The organism is Vibrio tubiashii (genome assembly GCF_028551255.1).
Lineage (GTDB): Bacteria > Pseudomonadota > Gammaproteobacteria > Enterobacterales > Vibrionaceae > Vibrio > Vibrio tubiashii_B.
In genome coordinates, this window is the sequence record NZ_CP117029.1 from 620,056 (window position 1) to 635,123 (window position 15,068).

16 protein-coding genes are annotated in these 15,068 nt (G+C 44.5%); 12 read left to right on the top strand and 4 right to left on the bottom strand.

All coding sequences use genetic code 11. The features are described from left to right. Positions 1–194: 194 nt before the first annotated feature. Positions 195–2,282 carry an elongation factor G gene (gene fusA / locus LYZ37_RS02885; RefSeq protein ID WP_272786368.1) on the top strand — a complete coding sequence of 696 codons (2,088 nt, stop codon included), beginning with the start codon at positions 195–197 and terminating at the stop codon, positions 2,280–2,282. Positions 2,283–2,675: 393 nt separating this feature from the next. Here the strand turns inward: fusA and LYZ37_RS02890 are convergent, their stop codons facing one another. Beyond that, the gene (locus tag LYZ37_RS02890; protein WP_272786369.1) at positions 2,676–3,608 is read right to left on the bottom strand and encodes a LysR substrate-binding domain-containing protein; all 933 of its coding nucleotides are present in this window, start codon (positions 3,606–3,608) and stop codon (positions 2,676–2,678) included. A 97-nt stretch (positions 3,609–3,705) separates the two neighbouring features. On the opposite strand from LYZ37_RS02890, the gene LYZ37_RS02895 reads away from it, so the two are divergent. After that, a complete protein-coding gene (locus LYZ37_RS02895; protein WP_272786370.1) occupies positions 3,706–3,912 on the top strand; it encodes a DUF1127 domain-containing protein in 207 nt (68 codons plus the stop codon). A 14-nt stretch (positions 3,913–3,926) separates the two neighbouring features. On the opposite strand, the gene LYZ37_RS02900 is transcribed toward LYZ37_RS02895, so the two are convergent. The 3 genes from LYZ37_RS02900 to LYZ37_RS02910 form a co-directional block, all read right to left on the bottom strand. Further along, positions 3,927–4,826, bottom strand: a complete 900-nt coding sequence (locus LYZ37_RS02900; RefSeq protein WP_272786371.1) for a LysR substrate-binding domain-containing protein — start codon at positions 4,824–4,826, stop codon at positions 3,927–3,929. 107 nt (positions 4,827–4,933) lie between these two features. After that, positions 4,934–6,619, bottom strand: a complete 1,686-nt coding sequence (locus tag LYZ37_RS02905) for an AMP-binding protein (RefSeq protein WP_272786372.1) — start codon at positions 6,617–6,619, stop codon at positions 4,934–4,936. Positions 6,620–6,808: 189 nt separating this feature from the next. Then, positions 6,809–7,546, bottom strand: a complete 738-nt coding sequence (locus tag LYZ37_RS02910; protein ID WP_272786373.1) for a helix-turn-helix domain-containing protein — start codon at positions 7,544–7,546, stop codon at positions 6,809–6,811. A gap of 452 nt (positions 7,547–7,998) precedes the next feature. On the opposite strand from LYZ37_RS02910, the gene LYZ37_RS02915 reads away from it, so the two are divergent. The 10 genes from LYZ37_RS02915 to LYZ37_RS02960 all read left to right on the top strand — a co-directional run bounded on the left by LYZ37_RS02915 (position 7,999) and on the right by LYZ37_RS02960 (position 15,064). Beyond that, positions 7,999–8,184, top strand: coding sequence for a Flp family type IVb pilin (locus tag LYZ37_RS02915; RefSeq protein WP_272786374.1), 186 nt, complete (start codon positions 7,999–8,001; stop codon positions 8,182–8,184). A 129-nt stretch (positions 8,185–8,313) separates the two neighbouring features. Next, the gene (locus LYZ37_RS02920; RefSeq protein WP_272786375.1) at positions 8,314–8,472 is read left to right on the top strand and encodes a Flp family type IVb pilin; all 159 of its coding nucleotides are present in this window, start codon (positions 8,314–8,316) and stop codon (positions 8,470–8,472) included. Between the two features lie 16 nt (positions 8,473–8,488). Further along, complete coding sequence (locus LYZ37_RS02925; RefSeq protein WP_272786377.1) at positions 8,489–9,013, top strand: A24 family peptidase; 525 nt, start codon at positions 8,489–8,491, stop codon at positions 9,011–9,013. Between the two features lie 21 nt (positions 9,014–9,034). Continuing rightward, positions 9,035–10,381, top strand: a complete 1,347-nt coding sequence (locus LYZ37_RS02930; RefSeq protein ID WP_272786378.1) for an AAA family ATPase — start codon at positions 9,035–9,037, stop codon at positions 10,379–10,381. Then, positions 10,378–11,121, top strand: coding sequence for a Flp pilus assembly protein CpaB (gene cpaB, locus LYZ37_RS02935; RefSeq protein WP_272786379.1), 744 nt, complete (start codon positions 10,378–10,380; stop codon positions 11,119–11,121). The genes LYZ37_RS02930 and cpaB overlap by 4 nt, the downstream gene beginning before the upstream one ends. An 8-nt stretch (positions 11,122–11,129) precedes the next feature. Beyond that, positions 11,130–12,602 (top strand): type II and III secretion system protein family protein, encoded by a 1,473-nt coding sequence (locus tag LYZ37_RS02940; protein ID WP_272786380.1) that lies wholly within the window; start codon positions 11,130–11,132, stop codon positions 12,600–12,602. 8 nt (positions 12,603–12,610) lie between these two features. Further along, the gene (locus LYZ37_RS02945; protein ID WP_272786381.1) at positions 12,611–12,877 is read left to right on the top strand and encodes a hypothetical protein; all 267 of its coding nucleotides are present in this window, start codon (positions 12,611–12,613) and stop codon (positions 12,875–12,877) included. Between the two features lie 17 nt (positions 12,878–12,894). Beyond that, a complete protein-coding gene (locus tag LYZ37_RS02950; RefSeq protein ID WP_272786382.1) occupies positions 12,895–14,148 on the top strand; it encodes a Tad domain-containing protein in 1,254 nt (417 codons plus the stop codon). Next, complete coding sequence (locus tag LYZ37_RS02955; protein WP_272786383.1) at positions 14,145–14,585, top strand: TadE/TadG family type IV pilus assembly protein; 441 nt, start codon at positions 14,145–14,147, stop codon at positions 14,583–14,585. The genes LYZ37_RS02950 and LYZ37_RS02955 overlap by 4 nt, the downstream gene beginning before the upstream one ends. After that, positions 14,582–15,064 carry a TadE/TadG family type IV pilus assembly protein gene (locus tag LYZ37_RS02960; protein ID WP_272786384.1) on the top strand — a complete coding sequence of 161 codons (483 nt, stop codon included), beginning with the start codon at positions 14,582–14,584 and terminating at the stop codon, positions 15,062–15,064. Before LYZ37_RS02955 ends, LYZ37_RS02960 begins: the two co-directional genes overlap by 4 nt. The last annotated feature ends 4 nt before the right edge of the window (positions 15,065–15,068 follow it).

Consider the following 15,068-nt stretch of genomic DNA (forward strand, 5'->3'; position numbering starts at 1 on the left):
TGTATTGTTTATAGGCAGCATTTTTATTCTGAAAAAACTTCGTCAATTCGTTGAAAATTGCCATTAAAGGGCAGATTAACTGCTAGTATTGGTGAGAAAAGTTTTTTTTACATACAGCGCATGCAAGGGTATCAGTCTTGACAGATTGTGATATACTCTGCGCGCAATTTATACCTTATAAACAGAGTAAGACAATGGCAGATTTATCAAAGTACAGAAACATTGGTATTTTCGCGCACGTTGATGCGGGTAAAACTACCACCACTGAGCGTATCCTTAAGCTTACTGGTAAAATCCACAAAACTGGTGAAGTACACGACGGTGAGTCTACAACTGACTTCATGGAGCAGGAAGCTGAGCGTGGTATCACAATCCAGTCTGCTGCCGTAACTTGTGAGTGGAATGGCCACCGCCTAAACGTTATCGATACTCCGGGACACGTTGACTTTACAGTAGAAGTATACCGTTCACTTAAAGTTCTTGACGGTGGTATCGGTGTATTCTGTGGTTCTGGTGGTGTTGAGCCTCAGTCAGAGACTAACTGGCGCTACGCGAACGATTCAGAAGTTGCTCGTCTGATCTTCGTAAACAAACTAGACCGTATGGGTGCAGACTTCTTCAACGTAGTTGATCAAGTGAAAAACGTTCTTGGTGCAAACCCACTAGTAATGACTCTGCCAATCGGTCGTGAAGACGATTTCGTTGGTGTTGTAGACGTTCTAAACCGTCAAGCTTACGTTTGGGATGACACAGGTCTTCCAGAAAACTACGAGATCACAGATGTTCCTGCGGACATGGTTGATGATCTAGAAGCTTACCGTGAAGAGCTAGTTGAGACTGCTGTAGAGCAAGACGACGACCTAATGGAAGCTTACATGGAAGGTGAAGAGCCAACTATCGAGCAGCTAAAAGCTTGTATCCGTAAAGGTACTCGTGACCTAGCGTTCTTCCCAACTTTCTGTGGTTCTGCATTCAAAAACAAAGGTATGCAGCTTATCCTAGACGCTGTTGTAGATTACCTACCAGCTCCAGCAGAAGTTGATCCTCAGCCTCTAACAGATCCAGAAACTGGTGAGCCAACTGGCGAAGTTGCAACTGTATCTCCAGATGAGCCACTAAAAGCGCTAGCATTCAAAATCATGGATGACCGTTTTGGTGCACTAACATTCGTACGTATCTACTCAGGCCGTCTGAAGAAGGGTGACACTATCCTTAACTCAGCAACTGGTAAGACTGAGCGTATCGGTCGTATGTGTGAGATGCAAGCTGATGAGCGTAACGAACTTACTGAAGCACAAGCTGGTGACATCATCGCTATCGTTGGTATGAAGAACGTTCAAACTGGTCACACTCTATGTGATCCTAAGCACGAATGTACTCTTGAAGCTATGATCTTCCCAGAACCAGTAATCTCTATCGCTGTAACTCCTAAAGACAAAGGCGGTTCAGAGAAGATGGGTATTGCTATCGGTAAGATGGTTGCAGAAGATCCATCTTTCCAAGTTGAGACTGACGAAGAGTCTGGCGAAACTATCCTGAAAGGTATGGGTGAACTTCACCTAGACATCAAGGTAGATATCCTTAAGCGTACTTACGGCGTTGAGCTTGAAGTAGGTGCTCCTCAGGTAGCTTACCGTGAAACTATCACTCAAGCAGTTGAAGATAGCTACACGCACAAGAAGCAGTCTGGTGGTTCTGGTCAGTTCGGTAAGATCGACTACCGCATCCGCCCAGGTGAGCCAAACTCTGGCTTCACGTTCTCTTCAACAGTTGTTGGTGGTAACGTACCTAAAGAATTCTGGCCTGCAGTTGAGAAAGGTTTCGCATCTATGATGGAAACTGGTGTTCTTGCTGGCTTCCCTACTCTAGACGTAGAAGTTGAACTATTCGACGGTGGTTTCCACGCAGTTGACTCTTCAGCTATCGCTTACGAAATCGCTGCTAAAGGCGCATTCCGTCAGTCTATGCCTAAAGCGGGTGCACAACTTCTTGAGCCAATCATGAAAGTTGACGTATTCACTCCAGAAGACAACGTTGGTGACGTAATCGGTGACCTTAACCGTCGTCGTGGTATGATCAAAGACCAACAAGCTGGTACTACTGGCGTTCGTATTAAAGCTGACGTTCCTCTATCAGAAATGTTCGGTTACATCGGCCACCTACGTACTATCACTTCTGGTCGTGGTCAGTTCTCTATGGAGTTCGGTCAATACGCACCATGTCCAGCAAACGTTGCTGAGCAAGTAATCGCAGAAGTTAAAGAGCGTAACGAGAAGAAGTAATTCTTTAAGTTAGCGAGATAGCTTTGAAAGCCCCAGTCGAAAGACTGGGGCTTTTTTTGTTATGGGAACGGGCTACGCCCTATGGAGAGCGGGAACGGACTTGGTCCTCCGAGATGCGGGAACGCTGCGCTTTCGGATAGCTGGAACGGGCTACGCCCTGTGGAAAACGGGAGCGGGCTTTGCCCTATGAGAATAATTGGGTCATTCCATAGAGTGACGAAGGAGCGAGTAGGGAATCTCATCAAGTCTCCAATTCGCTTCAAGAGATCCCCAACTCACTCGTTTCTCGCTCTCGGGGATGACAAAAACAAAGGGTTGACGCAAAAAGTCTCAGCATGGCAAATCATCCCAATTCCCAATTCCCAATTCCCAATTCCCAATTCCCGCTCTGGCTCACCTCGGGCTGCGGCTATCGATGATCTCCAAACCTAAATGATCGAGTTTCTGGCACTCCTTAGCTTGGGCAAAAATCCACTCACAGAAGCGTTTGATTTTCTCTCTTTTAAAGTAGGCGCGGGGTGCACACAGGAAATAGTTGTAGTCGGTACGCTGCGCTAGATTGCCGATCCTGACTAGCTTCCCTTCATCAATATAGCGTTGAGCTAAGGTATGCTTGGCGAGCGCGACGCCTTGAACGGCTAAAGCACCTTCTAATACAAAGTGGGAGCCATTGTATTTCAGTGTCGGCTTAGAGGCTTTGTGGCCCACGTTGTTAAGCCAAATTCCCCAGTCTAGGTCTCGCCAATAATCTTCAATTAAGTCCGCGCCTGTTAGGTCGCTGAGTTCGTATATGCCGTGTTGCTCTTGGTAGATAGGATGACAAACGGGATAGAGCAGCTCTTCAATAAGTAGCTCTGAAGTGATGTTTGGGTAATCCCCAGGTCCATATCGAATACACAAATCGAGATTAGAGTTTTGAAAGTCAGCCAGCTCGCTAGTGGGTTCAATCATCAACTCAAGATCTGGGTTTTGCTGCCTAAAGTGGCCAATTCTTGGCACAAGCCAGTGTTGGGCAAAGGAAGGCAATGTCGAAATGGAAAGCTGGTTAGGATTCGGATCTTGGTTGATTTGTCGAATACCGCGATGAAGATGCTCAAAGCCTCGTAGAGCCTGCTCATAGAGTATCTCTCCCTCCATGGTTAGCGTGACTTTACGATGCTGCCTCAAGAACAGTTCTGCGCCTAAAAAGTCTTCCAGTTGGCGTATCTGCTGACTAATGGCTGCGGCGGTGACATAGAGTTCCTGAGCCGCGAGTTTGAAGCTGCCTAGCCTCGCAGCGGTGTAAAAGTAATAGATACCCTGCAAAGGTGGTAATCGATCTTTCACTTTAGTTTTCCTTAACTGAAGGTCAATTTGTATCGTTTGAGCAAGATAGGTTCATGGTTAATTATTTAGTCATTAAATGCAAGAGAGGAGAGAAACCATGGAAACTTCAGAGTATGGCTACAAACAGAAACTATCTGATACTTTAGTTTGGGATAAAAAAATCTTAACTCTAATTAAACGCTGGTGGCGTAATTATCGTACTCGTAAGCAGTTAGAAAATCTGCCAGAGCATCTACTCGATGATCTTGGGCTCACGAAAGAGCAAGCTCATCAAGAGAGTATTCGTCGATTTTGGGACAAGTAGTTTTGTACTGATGATTACTCTGCAATTTCACTGTGTAGCCAGTTAGCAAATGCGGCGATACGTTGTCGACGAGGAGATTCATGGTCATAGAAAAGGTTGAACTGAATACCCGGTGTCATCCCTATCTCAAACGGCTTAATCAGTAGCCCTCTTTCAACGTAGTCGCTTGCTAACGAATCGGAAGCAAGGCAAGCGCCATGACCGGCCATAACGGCATTCATTGCGTGATCAAAGGTGCTGACATCCATCCATTGCACGGACTCTTTATTCATCGTTACGCCCGCTTGAGCGAACCAGATTTGCCAAGGGTAACCACCAGACTCATAGTGAATAAGCCAGGTATTGAGTAGCTGTTCAGGGCTGGTAAGTTGGATAGTTTTGGCTAAATTGGGTGAGCAGAAGGGATAGATAGTTTCCTCAAATAGAAACTCTTTATGCAGCTTTTGGTCACTGTTGATATCGAGTTCTTCCCCCTGCCATACCGCAAGGTCAGCGTCGCCTTGTTTTAGGTTTGGCGCATCACAACTGGTGATGATACGAATCGGGATGTTTGGGTGCTGAGTAGAAAATTTCCACAGTCTCGGCAGTAGCCAGCGAGAAGCGAAAGAAGGGGTGGAGCTGACACACAGCAAGCCTTCAACGGGTTCACTTTGGATTTGATTCAGGCCACTGATGATGTTTTCAAAACCTTGAGAAACATGTTTAAACAAGATTTTACCTTGCTCTGTTAACCGCATTTCCCGGCCTTCACGGACAAACAGTTTACAGCCTAAGCCGTCTTCTAGCTGACGAATCTTCTGACTAACAGCCGCTTGGCTGATGAATAGCTCTTCGGCAGCGCGACTATAGCTATTTAATCTCGCAGCCACCTCAAAGTAGCGTAAGCCCGGTAAGTGATGCAGCCGTGCATCCATATCCACTTCCTATGTTTGGTCCGAATGAATTGGCATCATAATCGGTTTAGTAACAAAAGCAAAAGGAGAGCTTATGCTCTCCTTTGTATTTAGTTAGTGAAGATTAATTAATCTTCCCATACCACAAGTTGTCCTTTTGGCCAGTTGTGACCAATATCGTGGTACTTTTGCTCTAGAACATGACGTTTGATCTTAAGCGTTGGCGTCAAGATACCATTCTCGATGCTCCACGGGTCTTTGATCATTAGCACACCTTTGATCTGCTCGTGAGACTCAAGGTCGGCGTTCATTCTCGCAATGACCTTTTTGGTCGTTCTCTCGTAGCGTTCTTTGTCGAAGTTAGGGAAGTCATGTGGAACCACGAGAAGAATTGGTGCTGGTAAACCAAGACCAATTAAACACATCATTTCGACTCGACTGTATTCAAAAAGCTTTTTCTCGATTGGCACAGGTGCGACAAACTTACCTTTAGCTGTCTTAAAGGTATCTTTCTTACGACCTTGAATTGTTAGATAGCCTTCACTATCAATAAAGCCAATGTCGCCTGTATGTAGCCAGCCTTCAGCATTGAATGACTCTTGCGTTGCGATATCATTTTTGTAGTAGCCAGAGAACAAGCCTTTACCGCGAACCATGATCTCTTCATCCTCAGCGATCTTAAGCTCAATACCGGGTCCAGCATTACCGACACTGCCGATTTTGTCAGCGCGGAATGGGTAGTTGAGAGTGCTGTAGGCAAAAGACTCTGTCATGCCCCACGCTTCGGTAATATGTAGACCAACGCTGTGATACCAGTCTAGAAGCGCAGGTGAAACTGGCGCAGAACCACAGCCAAGTACCCGTGCTTGATCTAAGCCCAAGCCTTCCGCGAGTTTCTTCTTAATCAGAGAGTTTACAAACGGAATCTTAAGCAGAATGTTGAGCTTTTTCTGCGGTAGCTTGTCTTGAATGCGTTGCTGGAACAGAGTCCACAGGCGAGGCACAGAAATAAACAGCGTTGGGCGCTGCATTTTAACATCTTCAATAAAGGTATCTAAAGACTCAGGGAAGGCTGTTTGAACACCACCCATGATCGAAGAGCCAAAGATATAAACACGTTCAGTGATGTGTGCTAACGGCAGGTAAGAGAACAAGCGATCGTTTTCTTGGATACCGATGTGATTGATAAGTTGTTGAACTGACCAGCTGAATGCGCCATATGTCAGCATTGCGCCTTTAGGTAGACCAGAAGTACCAGAGGTGTACACCAGTGACATTAACTTATCATCATGATGTTCCGGACGAGTTTCACTAGGCTGAGCCGAAGCAATTAACTCTTTAAACTGATACTTACAGTTTGGCGCAGTATCGTAAGGTAGTGAGATGGTAATGATATCTGGCTTAGAATCGATCACTTGCTGAGTCGCTGCAGCATCATCTAATTTACCGCCAATCAATACTTTACTTTCACTATGCGTTAAACAGTATTCGATCGTATCTGCCCCTGCAGTAGGGAAGATAGGTACACTAACAAAATCACCAAGCATCATGGCTAAGTCACAAATAAACCATTCGGCACAGTTTTTCGAGACTAAGGCGACTTTATCACGAGGTTGAACGCCAAGATCGTTTAACGCACTCACTAGCTTGAGTGCCTGATCCGCGACTTCTGCATAGGTATATTCAACAAACTTTCGATTGATCGTTTGTTTGAGATAAACCTCATTTGGGCGTTCCTCGGCCCATTTAAGGATCATCTCGTTTGGTGGTGGGAGAGCACAGGTTGGTTTGCTTAACTCGTTAGGCTGAATCATTCTCTAACTCCATGTTATTTGCAAAGTTATGTTTATATTTTTATTGTTAATAGATTGTTAACTCTAGCATGTTAATCTAAGCGGAGGAAAGTGCAAGTGGTGAGTTTTCGTGCATCTTGTGAACAACATAGGCAAACGTGCTCAATATGCATAACTCGCCCGAATGGGAGATTTCCTCGTTATCTACTACTAGTGTAGTTGACGGTAGATAGCTGGGCTGATTCCAGTCTTCTTTTTAAAGATACGAGAAAAGTATGAGACGTCGTTGTAACCACATTGAAAGGCTATAAAGGAAATCTTCTCTTTGCGGTCGTTGGTGAGAAGGTGCTTGGCGAGATTGATTCTTTTTAAGGTTAAGTAATCGCGAAAACTGACCCCGATGGTTTTATGAAAAAACTTAGAAAAGTAAGTGACTGAATAATGGCAATATTCGGCGACATCTTCTTCTCTTATTGTTCTAGATAAGTTTTTTTCGATATATCTCAGCATTTCAACGAGATCTTTACTGATATGTTTTTTCGACTGATTATCAATGAGTTTATGAATATCTAGAATCTCTTGGTGCTGAGTAAATTGGTAGTAAACCTGTTTATTTATCTCATCTGACCACAATCTAATATCATCTTTTTTAACTGAAAAAACCGAAAATATAACTTCAAGATTGGCTATTTCTTGTGGGATTTCATCATCACAAATAATAATTAAATGTTTGTCTAGATTTTGACAAAGCTTAATCGCGGTTTGCAGGAGAGAACTGTAAACCTCTTCATAATAAAAAAAACAGAAATGGATGTCAGGCTCACTCAACACAGAAACATCATAGCCATAATCAAGAACATGAAAATGCCTTTCTAAATCTCTTACCTGATCTTTTTCAATGTAAGTTACTGACTTACCGAGCCAGTAGCCCTTATGTAGTACATCCACTGTATTCAGTCCTTAGTTAATCTTAATTAGAGTAATGAGGAACTTTATCGTTGAGCTTAGTATGAGAAATCCTGCTTGGCTAATCGCCTTATTGAAGCAATTCACAATAAGTAGCTTTATTTTCTGGATAGGCGTCACATTTTTGTTTGTGGTTTATTTTGTCAAGTATCAATAATGAGAAAGGGTGCGTTATTTAATGATTGCTAGGCTTGAAGTGGATAAAAGCAGTTTTTTGCTATTTTAATCATTAATTTAAATTGTTAGATATAAATAGAGTAATTATTTTAATTGTCAATATTGTGCGTTAATTACAACAAAAAAGTACAAATTTTAAATATTAGTCTGGCAAAAAAGTACTACAGGTAGACAAATAAATCCTAACTGTTCTTTCTCAATAACTCTAAATTATCAATAAGCGCTACAGCTTAATGAACTTTGGAAGGAGACATATCATGAGCAAGCTTACTAAAAACATCACAGCATTTATGAAAGACGAAGAAGGTTTAACAGTAGTTGAATACGTAGTAGGTGCCGGCCTATTAGTTGCAGCTATGTCAGGAATCTTTGGTGGTCTAGTAACAGATATGACTACTGAGCTAGATGAAGTCTTTAATGGTACAAATAGTAACCAAGGTTAATTTACTTTTAAATTAATTAATTACTTATTGTCCAAGTAAATCTAAAAAATCCGACTATTATTATTTTAAGGCTTGTAAAACAAACTTTAGTTTTACAAGCCTTAATCTTTATATAGAGGATTTTCAGACATGGTAAACCACATTGTTCAATTTATGAAAGAAGAAGAGGGTTTGACTGTAGTTGAATACGTCGTAGGTGCAGGCGCTCTCGCACTGGCCTTAGGCGGATTTTTTACTGCTTTCGGTGAAGCCTTGGTATCAGAAATAAGCAATTTGTTTTCCGACTAAAGTTTGATGGCGCAGCATGGAAATATTTATTGGCTACCTAATCTGGATTGGGTTTGTTGTTACCGCCGTAAGTGATGCAAGAGAGCACCGCATTCCCAATCTTTATTTACTCATAATCCTTGGCTTGTGTGTCATAGAGAAAGGTCTTTCACCACAACCGCTGAACAATCTGTTGTGGGCATTGGTGGCTGGTTTATGTTTTTTTGGTGCTTCCTTATTACTGCATATCCTCCGTGTTATGGCTCCTGGAGATGTCAAACTTCTCGGTGTCGTGGGATTTTGGTTAGGGTGGGGAAATCTACGTGACGCTACATTTTGGATTGCCGTCTCAAGTGTCGCAATAGGTTTGTTGTACGCGTTAGTGAATCGAGCAGAGAACGAAGGCTCCTTAAAGGTCTTACTCACCAAGTACTCTATGCTCGCGGCCTATGGCTCTAAATCTTTTGAACCAAAACCCGCCAAAGAACGAATAGAACAAAAGTTAAGAATGCCTTTTGCACCCGTCATGGTAATTGGACTTGCCATGCACCAATATTATTAATTATGTAGACAAGGAGTCTATATGGTTCAATCTACAGCTAAAGTTAAACATAGAGTAGAATTGACACCGCAGGCGGCATCGCCCCCAGTGCCAACCTCTTTTGAAGCACTAGAACTTCCTAAAGCCGTTCTTGAAAACTTGTTGTTGAAGCATCTCGCCGCCTACCCGAAATCCGATATTCTTCAGCTAACAAAACTGATGTGCATAAATAGCCACATGATCGAAGAAATGTTGGCTGATCTTCGCTCAAAATCTCAAGTTGAAGTGTTTCAAGGGCAAAACTCAGGCTTTACTGCTTCATCCCCCGGCAGTGTCCGATATGGGCTATCAGAACAAGGAATGCAGGAAGCCGATACCGCCTTTGCAAAAGACGCTTATCTTGGGCCTGTTCCGGTTTCATTGCAAAGTTATGATGCCATGGTCAAAGCTCAAGATGTTCGAGCAAAAATGGTTAATCGCCAAGATGTTACCTACGCGCTTGAAGAAGTGTTGGGGGCTGACAGAATGATTGGCTATTTAGGCCCTGCCATTAATTCTGGTCGCGCACTTCTGTTATACGGCGATGCTGGTACCGGTAAAACGTTCGTCGCAACTAGACTCCTGAATTCTCTCAATACTTCAGTCTATATTCCTTACGCAGTCTATGCGGCGGGTAACATCATTAAAGTTTTCTCCCCGCAGCACCATAAGCGAGTCGCCAGTGCTGACACTCAAACTATTGCATTTAAAGAGCAGTTTGACCGTCGCTGGTGTTTGTGCGAGCGCCCAAGTATTCAGGTTGGTGGTGAACTGACCATGGATATGTTGGAGGTCAACCACAGCGAGCACAATCGGGTCTGGATGGCACCGCTACAAATGATGGCCAACAATGGCATTTTCATCATTGATGATTTGGGCCGACAGACAATGCCTGTGGCAACCCTGCTCAACCGCTGGATTGTGCCGATGGAGTATTTCTACGACTACTTGTCTTTACCTAACGGCCAGCAAATTACCATACCTTTTATTCTTACTTTGGCTTTCTCTACGAACTTAGATCCAGAGAAGATCAGTGACCCCGCTTTTTTACGTCGATTAGGCTACAAAATTCAATTTGGTCCCCTACTGGAAACGGAGTATCGCCAGTTGTGGGACGAGTTCTCTCAAAGTCGCCAACTGGAACTTGCTGAGGACTGTTTATCATCACTTTTAGAGTTACATCGTCAGCATAGCGTTGGCTTTTATCCTTGTATTCCAAAGGATTTAGTTGGTATCAGCCGAGATATTATAGTGTTTGAAGAAGTTGCCCCGGTCATTACCTCCGAGATTGTCTGCCGCGCATGGGAAGTCTATTTTACCGCTGACGGTAAAGGAGGAGGTGCTCGATGAGTCGAAGCCAAATAATATTTTTGTTCTTACTTTCAGTCGCGTTTGGGCTTGGTGCGGTTTTCTTTGCCAAGCAGTGGATGGATCGGCAAGTCACGCCACAGACAGAAGTTGAAGTGGTAGAGCGTGAACCCGTGATTGTCGCAGCACAAGAAATTACGTCAGGTAGCGTTATTGAAGAGCAGCATATTAGTTCTAAGTTACTTGAAGTCGCATGGCGTGATGAGTCTCAGTTTGTGGCGGAAGAAGAGTTACTCGGTCAAGTCGCAGCAACCACGATTTACCCAGGTGAAATCGTGAGTCGAAACAGACTCGCAAATTCTGGCGAGGGCTCTACGCTAGCCGCATTAATTCCTGAGAACAAGCGAGCGGTAACGATACGAGTTAATGATGTTATCGGTGTAGCCGGTTTCTTATTACCGGGGAATCGCGTCGATGTATTAAATACGATTAGCTATACCCAGACGTCGGCCACGACTTTAACGGTGCTCAAAGATATCAAGGTACTTGCCGTAGACCAAACCGCTAGAAGTAAAGAAAACAAACCCATCATAGTGAGAGCAGTGACTTTAGAAGTGTCACCAAAACAAGCTGAAAAGCTATTAACAGCGCAGAGTAAAGGCGAAATTCAACTCGCCCTTCGTAACCCTCATGAAGAGGAGAAGCCTGTTAAAAGATATGTTGCTCCAAGTGTCACCATCCTTAAAGGCACAGAGAAAAGCAACATCAGAGTCAAGGATTGAGGTGAGCTATGCGTAAGACAATCATACTAATAAGTCTTTTTATATTGAGTACGTTAAATGTACACAGCGCGACTCAGTCGGGAAAAGTGGTCAAGGTTCCGCATCATAAATCCACGCATGTCACTTTAGCGGGTAAAGCAAAACGCGTCTCTTTGGGCGACCCGGAAGTGCTTGATATTGTGATGTTGAAATCAAACGAAGTATTCCTGATTGGTAAGAAACTAGGCTCAACCAACTTGATGGCTTGGGACAGCCGCGGGCAGCTTATTGAGTCCATCAACATTGAAGTTACCCATGACCTAAACAGTTTAAAAGCCAAGCTGTACGAGTTTTTACCCGATGAGCAAGTTGAAGTTCATAGCGCACAAAATCGATTAATTCTCAGTGGGCAGATCAGTAATCAAGCCGCAATGAATATCGCTTTACGCGTGGCTGAGACATACGCCGTCGGGCAAGAAGCGGATGAAGCAAAAGAGTCACTGAGTAAGCAGACGGATAAGACTGGAGTTATCAACTTAATGACCATAGGTGGCGCACAGCAAGTGTTACTGGAGGTTACGGTCGCTGAAGTACAGAGAAGTTTGGTGCGTAAGTTTGATGCAAACTTTCAATTCTTACAGCAAAGCGGTGATTTCGCTTGGGGAGGTACGTCAGCCGGTGCAGCATTGCCAACTCTACCAGGAAGTCCAGGCTCTGTGACTCCGGTGTTTAATGCACCTTCAGTAGACACAACGGGGCTATTGGGCTCTTTTATCGACAGTAATACGCTGTTCTCTTTTGCTTTAGATATCGCTAAGCAAAATGGCACTGCCAAAGTTCTCGCCGAGCCTAACTTAACCGCGCTCAGTGGTTCAAAAGCTGAGTTTTTGGCTGGTGGCGAATTTCCAATTCCAGTTCCAGATGAAAACGGCATCACCATTGAGTACAAGGAGTACGGGGTGGGGTTAAAGTTCATACCTACTGTACTGAGTGACCAACAGATCAACTTGAACCTAGCCATTGATGTGAGTGAGATAGCTAATACGTCATCTCTGGTTTTAGATCCGGGCTCTACCAACGCCACTTATGTTATTCCGCCGATCACTCGCCGCAGTGCCTCCTCTACCCTCGAACTAGCAGATGGTCAGACTATAGGGATTGCAGGGCTCATTAGTGAAAACGTTCGTGACGTTGTGAATGAAATGCCGGGTTTCAGCGATATTCCGATCTTAGGTCAAATGTTTAATAGCCAAGAGTACATTTCTGGTGAAACGGAACTGGTCATCCTAGTTACACCTAGATTGGCTCGCCCTATTGACCGCAATCGCGTGACCCTACCGACAGACTCCTTTGTTGAGCCAAATGACTTCGAATACTACTTACTGGGTCGTGGGGCTTATATCGCTCCAACAGGCCAGTCTAAGCGTCGAAACAATGCAGAAGAAGAGTATGTCGATCATTCGAAAGGTGGCACAGAAGGCACCTTTGGACACAGTTTATAGGGGGCAACATGAATCATATAAAAGTAATCATTAGTGTACTTTGTTTACCGTTGCTGCTTATTGGCTGCGTTAACAACGCTGAGCGTCTAGGCGCTCACGTAACTAAAGTAAAAACAGAACAAACATACAATCCAAATGCGACCCAAGAGAACCTTGGTGTCATTCCGTCAGGTAGTGGTGAGCGAATGGAAAGTGCTTATCAGGTCTATACCGGTAAAAAAGGAACAGAGTTGAAAGGCACTGAGAGTCAATTCTTAGAAGGGGGCTCTAATTAGTCCTTAAGGAACCAGCTATGATTCGGCGTACCAACAAGATGGTCAGCAAACAGAAGGGTTTAACTTTAGTATTGGTGACTGCTGCCATGCTGTCTTTGATTGGCGTGGCTGCTTTCTCGATTGATGTTAACCATGCAATGCTGAACAAAACTCGACTGCAAAATAGCATAGATGCCGCGGCTTTGGCTGCCGCTATTGTGATCGATAATGGTGGAACCACCGCGCAAGCGACGGCTGCTGCTAATACAACGTTAACCAATGTCGCTAATGCAACAGGCAATACTGAGATGGATTTTTCAACTGCGACCGTCGCGGTTGAATACTCTAATGATCCTGAAGTTTTTCCTGATGGCAGCTTTAGCGCAACAGATGATACCTTTGTGCGTGTTACTGTTTCAGCCTTCGAGATAAACAACTTTTTTGCGCATATTTTTAATGCCGACAAGATCTTAGGTTCGTCCGCCGTTGCTGGCCCAAGTCCGTCTGTGACAGAAACGACCAATATTGTTCCGATAGCGGTATGTGAAGGTGAAGATGGTGGGACGAATGGCTATAACCCGGGAGAAGTTTACCCCATAAAAGTTGCCGACCATAAGAACAGTGATATGGGGCCAGGTAACTACCAATTACTCGACTTTGGCTCGGGAGCCTCTACAGTTCGTGAAGCGCTAGCGGGGGATCCTGACCCAATTGAGCAGTATCAAGCTACTCACGGTTCGATTGGTGTTGGGTCTACGGTAACCACCAAACCCGGTAACACCGTCGGCCCTGTCGGGCAGGGGTTAAATACACGCTTTGGTGTTTACAGTGGCGGTGGGGTCTCTGCCGCTGATTACCCTTCCGATGTGTATGTACGAGAGCCGGATACTTCTCCAACAACAGATAATGACGGTAACGTCACCTATACAGATACCAGTGGTGCTGGTGGTCAACCTTGGGGATACAGTGATTATAAAGATGCTTTGCCAGATTGCACTGGAGACAGTGATTGTCGCATTGCGTCAGGTGGACAGGTTAACCGTCGAGTTCTGATTCTGCCTGTTGTCGATTGTTCGAGTGCTAAAGGAGGAACGACAAGCTTGGACGTGACGGCGCTTGCCTGTTTCTTTCTACTGCAACAAGCCCCGACCAACAATGGCAGCAAAGATCCTGTCTATGGCGAGTTTATTGAAGATTGCTCGGTATTGAGTGGTCCTCCGGGGCAGAACTCAGACAGTGACGGACCTTATCGTATCGTTCTCTATAAAGATCCAAATGGAGGCGAATCATGATCCGTTCAACTTCTCAATCCAAGCAGCAAGGCTTGGCTGCCGTCGAGCTCATCATTGCGATTCCGGTATTGTTATTTGTGCTGATGGCCATCACCGAGTTTGGTAACGCTTTGATTCGCTACAATACCTTGAACAAGATGGTGCAAAACGGCATTAGATATGCGACGACCGATATTGCAGGCTCAGCAAGCTATGATCAAATCGCGGACATCAGTGAGATCAAAAATATTGTGGTCTATGGTCACTCTTCTGTCGGGGCAGGTTCCACCCCTATGGTGGAAAATGTCTCAACATCAGATGTCGCGGTCACCCACACTAATGGTTATGTGACGATTACTGTTTCGCACAACTACACACCGGTCATGACCGCTTTTCAATCCGATTATAGCTTTGCGATTCCTCTCAATGCATCGGCAATGATGAGGACGGCACCATGAAACGTCAACAAGGCTTGAGTGTTATCGAATTTTCACTGATCTCTACAGCCCTACTATTGGTTATTTTTGCTGTCATTGAAGTTGGGCGATTTGCGTATTCTTTGCAAGTCATCAACGATGTCACTCGAATTGCGGCTCGCCTAGCGGCGGTTTGCCGCGTTGAAGACCAGAATGACATCCCCGCTTTAGCCTTGCCTACTTATGCCCCCGGAGGCTTAACCGCTGCCAACATTGCTATCGATTATCTAGATGATTCAGGAAATGTTGTTACCGGAACTCTGACAGATGATGATGTCTTTTCTACAATTAGTTATGTAAGAGCAAGAGTAGTGAACTTTAATTACCAATATACAGGACTGTTGAGCTTTATAAATTTCACTGGGCTGCTTGCTGTTCCCGAGTTTGAAACGATACGGCCACGAGAGAATCTAGGTCACCACAGAAAGTCAGACGGAACGAGTAGTAGTTCAGATTGCTAGGAGG